Origin of the sequence: Agromyces neolithicus (assembly GCF_039529735.1) — a bacterium.
GTDB lineage: Bacteria > Actinomycetota > Actinomycetes > Actinomycetales > Microbacteriaceae > Agromyces > Agromyces neolithicus.
This window is the reverse complement of sequence record NZ_BAAANJ010000001.1, coordinates 668,994-681,598: the sequence shown is the minus strand read 5'-3', so window position 1 is coordinate 681,598 and position 12,605 is coordinate 668,994. Positions and strand designations below refer to the sequence as shown.

Below are 12,605 nucleotides of genomic sequence, written 5' to 3'. Positions count from 1 at the left end.
AACCTCGATCCGGTCGTTGTGCACGCGAAGCTGGGCCATACGTTCCATCCTGCCCGAGCCGGCGGCGGCGCGCGGTGTCGCCACCCCACAATGACGTAACGGATTCGTGCCGGATTCCTCCGGTTTCCGACGGTCAGGAAGGGCGAGCGGATGCCGCGGCGCGCGCCGCGGCGGGAGCGGCGTCGATGATGCGACCGATGGCCGCATCATCGTGCGCGGCCGTGACGAACCACGCCTCGAAGACCGACGGCGGCAGCGAGACGCCCGCCTCGAGCATGGCGTGGAAGAACGGGGCGTAGCGCCACGACTCCTGACGCTGCACCGTCGCGTAGTCGCGCACCTCGCCGCCCGCCGCCTCGGCGCCGAACACGAAGCTGAACAGGTTGCCGGCGTGCTGCACACGGTGCGCGACTCCCTCGGCGGCGAGCGCGTCGGAGACGGCCGTGCTGATCGTCGCCGCGGTGGCGTCGAGGCGCTCGTACACCGCGCCATCGGCCGCCCTCAGCGTCGCGATGCCGGCCGCGACCGCGACCGGGTTGCCCGACAACGTGCCGGCCTGATACACGGGGCCGAGCGGTGCGAGCTGCTGCATGATCTCGGCGCTTCCGCCCAGTGCGGCGACCGGCATGCCGCCGCCGATGACCTTGCCGAACGTCATGAGGTCGGGGGTGTAGGCGGATGCCTCGTCGCGGGCTTCGAGCCCCCACCACCCGGCCGCCGAGACGCGGAAGCCTGTGAGCACCTCGTCGCTTATGACGAGTGCGCCGTGCGCGTGCGCGAGTTCGACGAGTGCGCGGTTGAATCCGGGTAGCGGCGGCACGACGCCCATGTTCGCGGCGGCGGCCTCGACGATGACGGCCGCGATGCGCGGACCGTGCTCGGCGAACACCGCGGTGAGCGCGTCGAGGTCGTTGTAGGGCACGACGAGGGTGAGCGCGGCGATATCGGCGGGCACGCCGGCCGAACCGGGCAGCGCGAACGTCGCGAGCCCCGAGCCGGCCTCGGCGAGCAGCCCGTCGGAGTGGCCGTGGTAGTGCCCGGCGAACTTCACGAGCAGGTCGCGGTCGGTGAACCCGCGGGCGAGGCGGATCGCGCTCATCGTCGCCTCGGTGCCCGTCGAGACGAGTCGCAGCTGCTCGACCGGGGCGACGCGGGCCTCGACGAGCTCGGCCAGTTCGGTCTCGGCGGGGGTCGACGAGCCGAACGAGAGGCCGCGGCCCGCGGCATCCTGAACTGCCTCGATCACCCGCGGATCGGCGTGACCCAGGATCGCGGGACCCCACCCGGCGACGAGGTCGACGTACTCGCGCCCCTCGGCGTCGGTGACGTACGGGCCGCGCGCGCTCACGAGGAAGCGCGGCGTGCCGCCCACCGAGCGGAACGCGCGCACGGGCGAATTGACCCCGCCCGGGATCGCGGCCTGCGCGCGGGCGAAGAGGTCGGCGTTGGTCGCCGTCGATCGAGTAGGCCGCGAAGCAGCCGTATCGAGATCCTCGGCTTCGGGGTCTCGATACGCTTCGCTCGATCTCGATACGCGCTGCGCGCTACTCGATCCGGCGCTCGACCGGCGATCGGCGCTCATGCGGCGTCCCCCTGGCGGATCCACTCGGCGAGCTCGACGGCCCAGTACGAGAGCACGGTGTCGGCGCCGGCGCGCTTGATCGAGCGCACCGATTCGATGACCGCACGCTTGCGGTCGATCCAGCCGTGTGCGGCGGCGGCCTCGATCATCGAGTACTCCCCCGAGACCTGGTAGGCCCATACGGGGATCTCGCTCGCGGCGGCGACGTCGGCGAGCACGTCGAGGTAGCTGCCGGCGGGCTTCACCATGACGATGTCGGCGCCCTCGTCGATGTCGATGAGCGCCTCGCGCAACCCCTCACGCCGGTTACCGGGGTCGAGCTGGTATGAGCGGCGGTCGCCCTCGAGGGTCGACTCGACCGCGTCACGGAACGGGCCGTAGTAGGCGCTCGCGTACTTCGCCGAGTAGGCGAGGATCGCGGTGTCGGTGTGCCCGCCGTCGTCGAGGGCATCGCGCACGGCTGCGACCTGGCCGTCCATCATGCCGCTCAGACCGAGCAGTTCGGAGCCCGCACGCGACTGCTCGAGCGCCATCGCGGTGTAGCGCAGGAGGGTCGCATCGTTGTCGACCCGGCCGCGGTCGTCGAGCACGCCGCAGTGGCCGTGGTCGGTGAACTCGTCGAGGCAGAGGTCGGTCTGCACGACGAGACGGCCGGCGGATGCCTCGACCGCGACCCTCGTCGCCACGTTGAGGATGCCGTCGGGGTCGGTGGCCCCCGAGCCGCGCGCATCGCGCACCTCGGGCACGCCGAAGAGCATCACGCCGCCGAGGCCTGCTGCCGCGGCCGCCTCGACGGCGTCGGGCAGGCTCTCGAGCGAGTGCTGCACGACGCCCGGCATCGACGCGATCGGCACCGGGGCGCTCACGCCCTCGCGCACGAACACCGGCAGCACGAGGTCGGCGGGGTGCAGGCGGGTCTCGCAGACGAGGCGGCGCAGCGCCGGGGTCTCACGGAGTCGACGCGGACGGACACGGGGGGCAGCAGAACTCACCCAGCCAGCCTACGTGGCGCTCGCTGAGTGACCGCTGCCGTCGCCCTCGCGCGCACCTCGCCATGCGCCGCTGGTCCTGCCTCGCCCCGCGCCCACCTCGCCATCCGCCGCTGGTTCGCGTTCGCAACTCAGGAGAATTGCACCCACACGACCTGTGAGGGAGACATGGCGCCCATTCGCCTGAGTTACGAACGGGTTCGGGGCGGGCAGATGGGCGATGGGTGCCTTGGGAGGGCCTAGGCGAGGGCGGTCGCGGTGCGGTGGGAGGCCCTAGGCGAGGGTGGTCGCGGCGTCGACGAGGGCGTCGATGAGCGACTCTGCCGTGCGCTCGCGGGCGATCACGTCGACGCGCAGGCCGACCTTGGCGGCATCGTTCTCAGTCTGCGGGCCGATGGCGGCGACCAGCACCGACTCGGGCAGCGGACCGATCTGCTGGTACACCTGCTCGGCGACGCTGCCCGAGGTGACGAGCACCGCGTTCACCCGCCCGGCGCGTACGTCTTCGGCGACCTTCGCCGACACGGGGACGCCGACGGTGCGGTATGCCACGACGGCCTCGACGTGGTGCCCCGCTTCGGCGAGCCCGATCGAGAGCACCTGCTTCGCGATGGCCGAGCGCAGCGCGAGGACGCGCTGTCCACGCGCACCCTCGGTGGCGGCCGCCCACTCCTCGAGCAGGCCGGCGGCCGAATTGTCTTCGGACGGCACGATGTCGGCGTGGTACCCGGCGGCGACGAGCGCGGCAGCGGTGGTCTCGCCCACCGCTGCGACCTTCGTCGTCTCAGGGATCACGGCCCCATACGACGCGAGCACGTCGACCGTCGTCGCACTCGTCACCGTCACCCAGTCGAATCCGCCGGCGGCGAGCTTCTCGAGTGCCGCGACAAGCGCCGGCTGGTCGTCGGCGGGGGCGAAGTTGATCATCGGAGCCACAATGGGCGAGGCGCCGCGAGCGCGCAGGGCCGCGGCCACGCCGTCGCCCCAGGGCCCACCGCGGGGAACGAGCACCCGCCACCCGGCAAGCGGCTTGGCCCCTCCGGGGTGGGGAAGGTGGATGGCACCGGTGATCGGGTCGAGTTCAGTCACGGCTGCTCCTCTGGGGGAACGAGGTCGGCGGCACCGTTGCCGAGGAGTTCTGCGACGACGCGGTCGGCGACGTCGCGAGCCGCGTGCGCCAGGTCGGCGGCCGAGCGGCTGTCGGGGGTGGCCGCGTGTGAGCTGGTGAGTCGGCGGGTCCCGTCGGCACTGTACACGCTCGCCGTCAGGAACAGAAGTTCGTCGTCGATGAACGCGGTTGCTCCCACGGGGGCCGAGCATCCGGCTTCGAGGCCCGCAAGCACCAGCCTTTCGGCGAACGCGGTGGCGCGACTGGGGCCGTGGTCGATCGACTCGAGCGCCCGCTCGAGATCGCGGTCGCCACGCTCGCGCCGTACCTCGATGGCGAGCGCGCCCTGACCGGGCGCGGTGGGCCAGTCGGCGAGTTCGAGGTGGTCGGTGGCGGCATCGAGCCGGCCGAGACGGCCGAGGCCGGCCGCGGCGAGGATCACGGCGTCGAGTTCGCCCGATTCGACCTTGCCGAGCCGGGTGTCGACGTTGCCGCGGATGTCGACGGCGGCGATGTCGGGCCGGGCGGCGCCGAGCTGCGCGATGCGACGCGGCGAGCCGGTGCCCACCCGTGCGCCCTCGGGCAGCGTGGCGAGCGTCAGCCCATCGCGTGCGCACAGCACGTCGCGTGCGTCGGCCCGCTTCGGCACCGCGCCGAGCCGCAGGCCCGGGTGCTCGGCGGTCGGAAGGTCTTTCAGGGAGTGCACCACGACGTCGCACTCACCGGCGAGCAGCGCTTCGCGCAGTGCCGCCGCGAACACGCCCGTGCCGCCGATCTCGGCGAGCGAGGCACGCGACGTGTCGCCGTGGGTGGTGATCGGCACGAGCTCGATCTCGGCCTTCGCGGCCTTGGCGATGCGGTCGGAGATCTGACGCGTCTGCGCCATCGCCAGGGCGCTGCCCCGGGTGCCGACGCGGATGACGGACGTCATCGCGAGGTCGCCTCCCGTGTGTCGGCCTGGGTCTCGATACGCTCGCCGGCGCTCGCTAGATCTCGATACGGCGCTGGCGCGCCTACTCGATCCGGCGCTCGACCGGGGGGCTCGCCGGCGCTCGCTACTCGACCGACGGGGGTCTCATCGGCGCTCGCTACTCGACCATCGGATTCGACGACGGCCCCGCTCTCGACACGCGGGTGATCGGGCCACGGCCCGAGTGCGGTCAGGTGCAGGCGCTCAGCGTCGGGCACGTCGTTCATGCGCTCGAGCACGAGGTCGACGAGCCCGGCGACGTACGCGGGGTGCACGCCCGGGGTCGGCACGCGCCGCACCTTCAGGTCGTGCTCGCCCGCGGTCTGGACGGCCTCGTTGTCGAGGTCCCACATGACCTCCATGTGGTCGCTCACGAAGCCGAACGGCACGATCACGACCGCGTCGGTGAGGCCACCGGCGGCGAGCTCGCCGATGGCGTCGTTGATGTCGGGCTCGAGCCACGGCGTGCGCGGGTCGCCCGAGCGCGACTGGTAAACGAGCGACCAGGGCGATTCGGGCGCGGCCGCCTCATTGATGACGCATGCAACAGCCAGGTGCTGTGCGACGTACGCGCCGCCCTCACCGGCGCCGACGCGGTCTTCGAAGCCCTCGGCCGAGGCGGTGGCCGCCGTGATCGGGATCGAATGGGTGACGTACACGATGTGGGTGCGCCCGGGCTCGACGCCCTCGGCCGAAAGCGAGGCAGCGGCATCCGAAACGCCGTCGATGAACGGGGTCACGAAGCCGGGGTGATCGAAGTACTCGCGCACCCGGTCGATCGAGACGCTCGTGCCGGCGGTGGCCTTCAGGAAGTCCTCGCGGTACTGGCCCACGCCCGAGTACGAGGTGTAGGCGCTGGTGACGAGGCCCAGTAGACGCGTGCGCCCGGCCGCCTCGGCCTCGCGCACGACGTCGCCGAAGTAGGGGGCCCAGTTGCGGTTGCCCCAGTAGACGGGCAGGTCGATGCCCCGCGCGGCGAGCTCGACCTCGAGCGCGGCCTTCAGCTGCCGGTTCTGCTCGTTGATGGGGCTCACGCCGCCGAAGTGACGGTAGTGCGTGGCGACCTCTTCGAGTCGCTCGTCGGGGATGCCCCGGCCGGCGGTGACGTTGCGCAGGAACGGGATCACGTCGTCTTGGCCCTCGGGACCGCCGAACGACGACAACAGGATCGCGTCGTAGTGCGCCACTACTGCACCACCTCGACGAGTTCGGCGGTCGTGATGCGGCGACCGGTGTAGAACGGCACCTCTTCGCGCACGTGACGGCGCGCGTCGGTGGCACGCAGGTCGCGCATGAGGTCGACGAGCACGGTGAGCTCGTCGGCCTCGATCGGCAGCAGCCACTCGTAGTCGCCGAGGGCGAAGGCGCTGACGGTGTTCGCGACGGCGTCACGGAATGCGGCCCCCTTGCGGCCGTGCTCGGCGAGCATGCGGCTTCGCTCTTCGGGCGGCAGCAGGTACCACTCGTAGCTGCGCACGAACGGGTAGACCGTGAGCCACTGCTTCGGCTCGACACCCCGCAGGAACCCCGGCACGTGCGACCGGTTGAACTCGGCGTCGCGGTGCACGCCCATCGCGTTCCACGTGGGCAGCAGGGCGCGGAACAGGCGCGAACGGCGCAGCTCGCGGATGGCCCATTGCAGGCCCTCGGCGGTGGGGCCGTGCAGCCACAGCATCACGTCGGCGTCGGCGCGAAGGCCCGACACGTCGTAGATGCCGCGCAGCGTGACGTCTTCGTTCTCGACGAGGGCGATGATGTCGTCGAGCTCGCGCACGAAGCGCGGCACGTCGTGCCCGTCGAGGTCGTCGGGGCGGGATGGATCACGGCGGAGCACGGCGAAGACCGTGAACCCCTGGGGTGACTCGCCGGATTCGGATTCGGGACGGTGCGCGTCGGCTGCCGCCTGGGCAGCGGGGGAAGACATGTCTCCAGTCTCCCCCTTTCCTCGTGAACGTCCAAAAGCGATTGCGGATGCCCCGTGCTCGGCCCGCGGCGCCGGCAGGGTCATCCGTTCACTGCACGAGCCGGGTGAATCGGAACGCGGCGAACCCCTCGATCGGCAGGATCTCGGTGCCCGCGAACCCGGCCTCGCGGGCGTAGCGGTCGAGGGTCGACGGCCGCATGACGGTGCCCGTGCCGACCGAGCCCGGCGTCGAGAGCCCGTCGGGCAGGCACATGAAGATGCTGTACCCGTACATGACGCGTTCGACCTCGTCGCCGTCGGGTGCGAAGGCCTCGGCGACCGCCTCGTCCATGATGACGACCTCGCCGTCGGGCTTCACCGCCCGCCTGATCGAGGTGAGCACCTCGACCGGGAACGGCATGTCGTGCAGGGCCTCGAACACGAACGCCGCGTCGAACACCGCCTCCTGCGGCAGGCCCTCGCCCGCCACGTGGTGGAAGCGCACTCGGTCTGCGACGTGCGCCTCGTCGGCGTGCCTGCGTGCCGTTGCGACCGATTCTGCGTCGACGTCGAAGCCCTCGACCCGCGCCGACGGGTATGCCCGCGCGAGCGCGATCGACGACCAGCCGTGGCCCATGCCGATGTCGGCGATACGCGCGCCCTGCCGCGAGAGCACGTCGTGCAGCGAGGGCACGCTCGCGACGGCGTCGCCGAGCCGTTGCAGGAACCACGGCCGGTTGATGTCGCCCTGCGCCCAGCGCGCCTCGTCTCCGAGCTGCGCCCACGAGACGCCGCCGCCCGACCGGTAGGCCTCGAGCAGCGGGCCGAGCTGGGCGGCGGCCGCGGCGACGAAGCGCGCGAGGGGCGCGGCGTACTCGAGCGAGTCGGCGTTCACGAGGGCGTCGGCGTGCTCGGGCGGCAGTGCGAACCGGCGAGCGGATGCCGCTGCCCCCGCATCGTCGACGGTGAGGATGCCGTACACCGCCTGCTGCTCGAGCCACTCGCGGGCGTAGCGCTCCTGGGTTCCCGTGCGCTCGGCGAGGGTGGGTGCGTCGAGCGGCCCCTCGTCGGCGAGCGCGCGATACCAGCCGAGCCGGTCGCCGAGGTGGATGCTGAGCAGTTCGAACGCGCCGAGGGCGTCGGCGAACACGCGGTCCGCGAAGGCGGTGGTCGCGTCGGCGGTGGGCGCGGGCGGCGTGCCGGATTCGGGCGTGGCGCTGGGCTGTTCCGTCGTCATCGACGGCTCCTTCCGTTCGGCCCGGCGCGTGCGCGTCAGGCGCCGATCAGTAGCCTCGTGGAGTGCTCGAGGTGCTCGCGTACGGCGTCGCCGCCGCGCGTGGGCAGCTCGTCGAGCAGGGCGCGGTGCTCATTGATGAGGGTGTCGAGCGTGTAGTGCGGGCGCACGTGCAGCAGGAACAGCAGCAGTTCACTGCCGAGCGCGGCGTGCGCCTCGATGATGCGAGGGCTGTCGGATGTCGCGACGAGGGCCCGGTGGAAGTCGGCGTGCACACGCTCGACCTCGAGCCAGTCGACCTCGCCGGGGCCGGCGGCGGCGGCGGCGAGCTCGACCAGGCGCGCGAGGGTGTCGCGGGCCGGGGCGAGCACGAAGTCGGGCCACACCGGGCCGTAGCGCTCGCACGTGATGCGCACCGCCTCGACCTCGAGTGCCGCCCGCAACTGCTGCAGCGCGATGACCTCGTCACGGCCGAAGCTCGCGACGCGCACGCCGCGATAGGCCTCGGCCACAGCGAGGCGCTCGCTGACGAGCCGCTGGAACGCGGCGCGCACGGTGTGGCGCGAGACCTCGAATCGATCGGCCGCGGCCTCTTCGCGCAGGGGCTCGCCCGGCGCGAGCACGCCGCTCAGGATGTCGGAACGCACCGCCGCCGCGACCCGTTCGACCGCGGTCGCCGCGACCTCGACCGTGCGAGACGTGGGCATCGGGACATCCGATCTGGGGGAACCGGCGTCAGTCTCTGACGGTCGCCCGCACGACCAGCCAGACGGCGACGCCTACAGCGGCGACGATGCCGACGGCCGCCGCGATCGCGGGGCCCGGCTGCTCGTCGTAGAACTCCCTCGCGGCGGTCTTCGCACGGTCGACGCGGATGCCGACCTGCTTGGGCACGTTGAGCTTGTCTTCGAGCGAGTTGAGGGTGGCCGCGAACTCGGCGCGGGCCTGCTGCGAGGCGACCCGCGCCTGCACCCGGGTGAGGTTGCGCTCGCGCGCCTTGGCGTTGCGCCCTGCGGGGCGGGGGGCGGTTGCGTCACCGGCGGCGGTCATAGTCACCCGTTCCCTTCAGGGCGTCGAGGTCGGCCTTGATGCTCTCGACCGATTCGAGCGGCTCGGCGCCGTGCTTGAAGCTGACGTATGCGATCCAGAGCAGCACGACGATGATGAGCAGCAGGATGCCCGACACGGTGAGCGCCGCCGCCCAGCCGGGCATCACGAGCGCGAGCGCGAAGATCGCGGCGACGATCAGGGTGAAGAGCAGGAAGATGCCCACGACCGCGGCGCCGGCGGCGAGGCCGGCGCCGATGCCGAAGTGCTTGGCCTTGTAGCTGAGTTCGGCCTTGACCTGGTCGATCTCGGCGCGAACGAGGTTCGAGACGGTGTCGGGCAGTTCGCCGATCAGCGTGAAGAGCGAGCGCTCGTCGTTGGTCGGTGCGGCCATCGCGTGATCACCTCGCGTTTCAGGAGTCGGATGCCGCGGGCTTCGAGCCGCGCGACGTGCTGCGCTTCGTGGCGGGCTTCGACGCGGGTTTCGCCGCGGGCTTCGACGCGGGTTTCGCCGCGCCCGCCGCGGTATCGGCAGCCTGGTCGATCACGTCGTCGAGCGCGTCGGCCGCGGTGTCGACCGCCGACTTCGCCGCCCGGGCGGTCTTGGCGACCCCGTCTTTCGCCGACTTCGCGGCGCTGCCGACGTCGCTCTTGGTGGCGCCCGTGCCGCGCACGGTGTTGCCGATGAACGTCTTGACGCCGTCGAGCACGCTGTCGGAGAGGTCGCCGACCTTGCTCGCGGCGAACTCTTTCACGGTGCCGACGCCCTGCTGCACGGCGGGGGTGCTCCACACACCCTCGGCTGCCTTCTTGATCTGCTCGTAACGCTCACGCCCGGCACGCGTGCCGAGCACGTAACCGACGCCGAGTCCGACGACGAAGAGGACCTTGCCCCTCATGTGCACCCCTTCCCCTGTGCTGCGCACAGCGACGGTTCCAGCGTAGACCCCGAGCCAACGGGCGCAAGTGGGTTGCTGCGAAATATTCCGTTCCGGCTATGCGATGCCGAGCGCCGGGTCGCACGCGTCGCCTGAGCCGACGTCCGACGCGGAATCCGACCAGTCGTGACAGGATGTGGCCGTGGTCAATCCGCCTGCCGACGATGCGACGCGACATGTCGATCGAGAGTGAGCACCGCGGCTCGGACTCGCCCTACGTGACCCGCGTGTGGCGGGGTCGCGCCTCGGGTGTCGAGACCATGACCTCCGTCGCCACGTCGAATTGGGAACTGGTGTTCTGGGAAGAGGCCGGAGTCGTCCACGCCGGGGCTCGCGGGCCCGAGACGACCGCCTCACGCGCCGAGGTCGACGGCGAGTCCACCTCCTTCGGAATCACGTTCGCCCACGGGGCGTCGATGCCGCACCTGCCGATCGCGGGCATCGTCGACGGAGGCATCGAGAGCACCCACGTGTCTGATGGCAGCTTCGTGCTTCGGGGCGAGGAGTGGGAGATCCCCGACTTCGAGAACGCCGAGCAGCTCGTTCAGAAGCTCGTACGAGCCGGCGTGCTCACCCGCGACCCTCTCGTCGACGATGTCGTCTGGGGCGGTGCCGCTCGAGTCGGATCCCGTTCGGTGCAACGACGAGTGGCGACCGCGACCGGCCTCACGCAGGGGGCGATCCGGCAGATCGACCGAGCCCGCCAGGCGGCGCTACTGCTCGCCGAAGGCCTCGCGCCGCTCGACGTCGTGCATCGGCTCGGCTTCTACGACCAGCCGCATCTGGCGAGGGCCCTGCAGCGGTACATCGGCCGCACCGCGACCCAGCTGCAGCGACCGCAGCCCCCGGCCGACCCTCTGTCGCTTCTGTACAAGCCTGAGGATCCCGCTGCTTCATAGCCTGAAGTCGTCGCGGTGATGGCCACCGCACTCGACACGAATGGAACACTCACGATGGAACACGGCATTGTCACGTCGGCCGACGGCACCACGATCGCCTACACGGCGTGGGGTGACGGCGACCCGATCGTCATCATCGACGGCGCGACCGCGTACCGCGCCACCACCCCCGAGAATGCGGCGACGGCAGAGCTCCTCGCCGAGCGATTCCGGGTGATCAACTACGACCGGCGGGGTCGGGGCGAGAGCGGCGACACCGCGCCGTACGCGGTGCAACGCGAACTCGAGGACCTCGCGGCGATCATCGCCGGTCCGGGCGAGGGCCGACCCGCGACCGTGTTCGCCTGGTCGTCGGGCGGGTTCCTCGCGCTGAACGCGGCGCAGGCCGGCGTGCCCATCGCCCGCCTCGCCCTCTTCGAGCCGCCCGCCGTCGTCGACGACTCGCGTCCGCCCCTGCCCGACGACTACGTCGAACGGCTCGACGCGGCGATCGCCGCAGGTAACCCCGGCGATGCCGCAGAGCTCTTCCTCACCGCCGCCGTGCTGATGCCCGAGGAGTTCGTCGCCGGCATGCGGTCGAGCGAGATGTGGCCGGGACTCGAAGCCGTCGCGCACACCATCGCCTATGACGGGCGCAACATCGGCGATGCCATGTCGGGCGAGCCGCTGCACACCGAACGCTGGGATCAGGTCGACGTGCCCATACTGGTCATGCACGGCACCGGAACGTGGCCGTTCCTCGCCAGGGGTGCCCGGGCGGTCGCCGAGGCTCTTCCGACCGCCACCCTCCGCGCGGTGCCCGGTGAGAACCACAGCACCACGGCCGACGTGCTCGCTCCCGAGCTGAGCGCGTTCATCGAGGCGGCCTGACCATGGGGCGCGTCGTCGTCACCGAGTTCATCTCGCTCGACGGAGTCGTCGAAGCCCCTGGCGGCGAGGACTTCAAGTACCCGAACTGGAGCTTCGCGTTCGATCGCGGACCCGACGGCGAACGGTTCAAGGAGGAGGAGGCGCTCGGGGCCGCCGCCCTGCTGCTCGGCCGGGTGACATACGAGGGGTTCGCCGAGGCATGGCCGCAGTACGAGGGCGAACTCGCCGACAAGTACAACACGATGCCGAAGTACGTGGTCTCGAGCACGCTCACGACGCCCACCTGGAACAACACGAGCGTGCTCTCGGGCGACCTCGTCGACGAGGTCACGCGCCTCAAGCGCGACATCGAGGGTGAGATCTCGGTGCCCGGCAGCATCCGGCTCGCACAGTCGCTCATCGCACACGACCTCGTCGACGAGATCCGCCTCATGTCGTTCCCGGTCATCCTCGGCCACGGGCGGCGGCTGTGGGGCGAGACACCCGACAAGAGCTCGTGGCAGCTGGCCGACGCGACGAGCTACGGGGACGGGGTGCTGGTCACGGTGTACCGGCGGTCGCGCTGACGGGGCGGGTTCAGCCGAATGCGATCGATACCCCGCCGATCACGATGTAGCCGGTGAGCGCCGCGAGGATGACGGCGAGCGTGCGCCACCCCTCGCGGCCGCGCAGGCACTGGAACCCACCGAGCGCGAGCGCGATGCCGAGGAGCGTGAAGCCGAGGACGTCGTCCTCCTTCGGGCTCTCGATCATGCCGCCTGAGAGTCGCCAGACGATCGCGCCGGTTGCGAGCAGCACGCCGGCGGAGGCGAGTGCGGCGAGCGCGACGGTGAGCCCGCGCCCCGGGGCATCCGCCGCCGGTGCTCCCCCGGTCGCAAGCTCCTTGCGGTCGGGGGCGAAGAGGAAGAGCGGCAGCACGGCGACTGAGAGCCAGACGACCAGGAAGATGCCCGCGCCGACGAGATCCTGGCCCTGGATCACCGACGAGACGACGCTCGAGACGCCGATCAGCGCGAGCATCGCGATGAGCCACGAGGTCACGGCCGAATTGGCGCGCGGCCGCAC

Annotated in this window: 15 protein-coding genes; 3 read left to right on the top strand and 12 right to left on the bottom strand. The window is 71.4% G+C overall.

Features of this window, described 5'->3' with window-relative positions:
- Positions 1-133 precede the first annotated feature (133 nt).
- The 11 genes from hemL to ABD164_RS03205 form a co-directional block, all read right to left on the bottom strand.
- On the bottom strand, positions 134-1,582 hold the full coding sequence (hemL, locus tag ABD164_RS03255; protein WP_344293334.1) for a glutamate-1-semialdehyde 2,1-aminomutase: 1,449 nt from the start codon (positions 1,580-1,582) through the stop codon (positions 134-136).
- Positions 1,579-2,574, bottom strand: a complete 996-nt coding sequence (gene hemB / locus ABD164_RS03250) for a porphobilinogen synthase (protein ID WP_344293332.1) — start codon at positions 2,572-2,574, stop codon at positions 1,579-1,581. The genes hemL and hemB overlap by 4 nt, the downstream gene beginning before the upstream one ends.
- A gap of 270 nt (positions 2,575-2,844) precedes the next feature.
- On the bottom strand, positions 2,845-3,660 hold the full coding sequence (locus tag ABD164_RS03245) for a uroporphyrinogen-III synthase (protein WP_344293330.1): 816 nt from the start codon (positions 3,658-3,660) through the stop codon (positions 2,845-2,847).
- Positions 3,657-4,610, bottom strand: a complete 954-nt coding sequence (gene hemC / locus ABD164_RS03240) for a hydroxymethylbilane synthase (RefSeq protein ID WP_344293328.1) — start codon at positions 4,608-4,610, stop codon at positions 3,657-3,659. The genes ABD164_RS03245 and hemC overlap by 4 nt, the downstream gene beginning before the upstream one ends.
- A complete protein-coding gene (locus ABD164_RS03235) occupies positions 4,607-5,836 on the bottom strand; it encodes a ferrochelatase (protein ID WP_344293326.1) in 1,230 nt (409 codons plus the stop codon). The genes hemC and ABD164_RS03235 overlap by 4 nt, the downstream gene beginning before the upstream one ends.
- The gene (gene hemQ, locus ABD164_RS03230; RefSeq protein ID WP_344293324.1) at positions 5,836-6,573 is read right to left on the bottom strand and encodes a hydrogen peroxide-dependent heme synthase; all 738 of its coding nucleotides are present in this window, start codon (positions 6,571-6,573) and stop codon (positions 5,836-5,838) included. Before hemQ ends, ABD164_RS03235 begins: the two co-directional genes overlap by 1 nt.
- A gap of 88 nt (positions 6,574-6,661) precedes the next feature.
- Positions 6,662-7,789 (bottom strand): class I SAM-dependent methyltransferase, encoded by a 1,128-nt coding sequence (locus ABD164_RS03225; RefSeq protein ID WP_344293322.1) that lies wholly within the window; start codon positions 7,787-7,789, stop codon positions 6,662-6,664.
- Between the two features lie 35 nt (positions 7,790-7,824).
- Positions 7,825-8,493 carry a GntR family transcriptional regulator gene (locus tag ABD164_RS03220; protein WP_344293320.1) on the bottom strand — a complete coding sequence of 223 codons (669 nt, stop codon included), beginning with the start codon at positions 8,491-8,493 and terminating at the stop codon, positions 7,825-7,827.
- A gap of 28 nt (positions 8,494-8,521) precedes the next feature.
- Positions 8,522-8,836, bottom strand: coding sequence for a DUF3618 domain-containing protein (locus tag ABD164_RS03215; protein WP_344293318.1), 315 nt, complete (start codon positions 8,834-8,836; stop codon positions 8,522-8,524).
- Positions 8,820-9,227: a phage holin family protein gene (locus tag ABD164_RS03210; protein ID WP_344293316.1), complete on the bottom strand. Its 408-nt coding sequence runs from the start codon at positions 9,225-9,227 to the stop codon at positions 8,820-8,822. Before ABD164_RS03210 ends, ABD164_RS03215 begins: the two co-directional genes overlap by 17 nt.
- A gap of 19 nt (positions 9,228-9,246) precedes the next feature.
- On the bottom strand, positions 9,247-9,732 hold the full coding sequence (locus ABD164_RS03205; RefSeq protein WP_344293314.1) for a hypothetical protein: 486 nt from the start codon (positions 9,730-9,732) through the stop codon (positions 9,247-9,249).
- Between the two features lie 215 nt (positions 9,733-9,947).
- Between ABD164_RS03205 and ABD164_RS03200 the strand changes: the two genes are divergently transcribed.
- From ABD164_RS03200 to ABD164_RS03190, 3 genes are read left to right on the top strand one after another with little or no spacing between them, the layout of a single operon-like run.
- A complete protein-coding gene (locus ABD164_RS03200; RefSeq protein ID WP_344293312.1) occupies positions 9,948-10,670 on the top strand; it encodes a helix-turn-helix domain-containing protein in 723 nt (240 codons plus the stop codon).
- A 54-nt stretch (positions 10,671-10,724) separates the two neighbouring features.
- Complete coding sequence (locus ABD164_RS03195; protein WP_344293310.1) at positions 10,725-11,540, top strand: alpha/beta fold hydrolase; 816 nt, start codon at positions 10,725-10,727, stop codon at positions 11,538-11,540.
- A 2-nt stretch (positions 11,541-11,542) separates the two neighbouring features.
- On the top strand, positions 11,543-12,106 hold the full coding sequence (locus ABD164_RS03190; protein WP_344293308.1) for a dihydrofolate reductase family protein: 564 nt from the start codon (positions 11,543-11,545) through the stop codon (positions 12,104-12,106).
- Positions 12,107-12,116: 10 nt separating this feature from the next.
- Here the strand turns inward: ABD164_RS03190 and ABD164_RS03185 are convergent.
- Positions 12,117-12,605, bottom strand: a 489-nt coding sequence (locus ABD164_RS03185) for a hypothetical protein (protein ID WP_344293306.1), incomplete at its 5' end; no start/stop codon positions are given.

Excerpts from the sequence above, each read along its gene's own strand:
- hemL (WP_344293334.1), bottom strand. The coding sequence starts at position 1,582 with ATGAGCGCCGATCGCCGGTCGAGCGCCGGATCGAGTAGCGCGCAGCGC.
- hemC (WP_344293328.1), bottom strand. The coding sequence starts at position 4,610 with ATGACGTCCGTCATCCGCGTCGGCACCCGGGGCAGCGCCCTGGCGATG.
- hemQ (WP_344293324.1), bottom strand. The coding sequence starts at position 6,573 with ATGTCTTCCCCCGCTGCCCAGGCGGCAGCCGACGCGCACCGTCCCGAA.
- ABD164_RS03225 (WP_344293322.1), bottom strand. The coding sequence starts at position 7,789 with ATGACGACGGAACAGCCCAGCGCCACGCCCGAATCCGGCACGCCGCCC.
- ABD164_RS03220 (WP_344293320.1), bottom strand. The coding sequence starts at position 8,493 with ATGCCCACGTCTCGCACGGTCGAGGTCGCGGCGACCGCGGTCGAACGG.
- ABD164_RS03215 (WP_344293318.1), bottom strand. The coding sequence starts at position 8,836 with ATGACCGCCGCCGGTGACGCAACCGCCCCCCGCCCCGCAGGGCGCAAC.
- ABD164_RS03210 (WP_344293316.1), bottom strand. The coding sequence starts at position 9,227 with ATGGCCGCACCGACCAACGACGAGCGCTCGCTCTTCACGCTGATCGGC.
- ABD164_RS03205 (WP_344293314.1), bottom strand. The coding sequence starts at position 9,732 with ATGAGGGGCAAGGTCCTCTTCGTCGTCGGACTCGGCGTCGGTTACGTG.
- ABD164_RS03200 (WP_344293312.1), top strand. The coding sequence starts at position 9,948 with ATGTCGATCGAGAGTGAGCACCGCGGCTCGGACTCGCCCTACGTGACC.
- ABD164_RS03195 (WP_344293310.1), top strand. The coding sequence starts at position 10,725 with ATGGAACACGGCATTGTCACGTCGGCCGACGGCACCACGATCGCCTAC.
- ABD164_RS03190 (WP_344293308.1), top strand. The coding sequence starts at position 11,543 with ATGGGGCGCGTCGTCGTCACCGAGTTCATCTCGCTCGACGGAGTCGTC.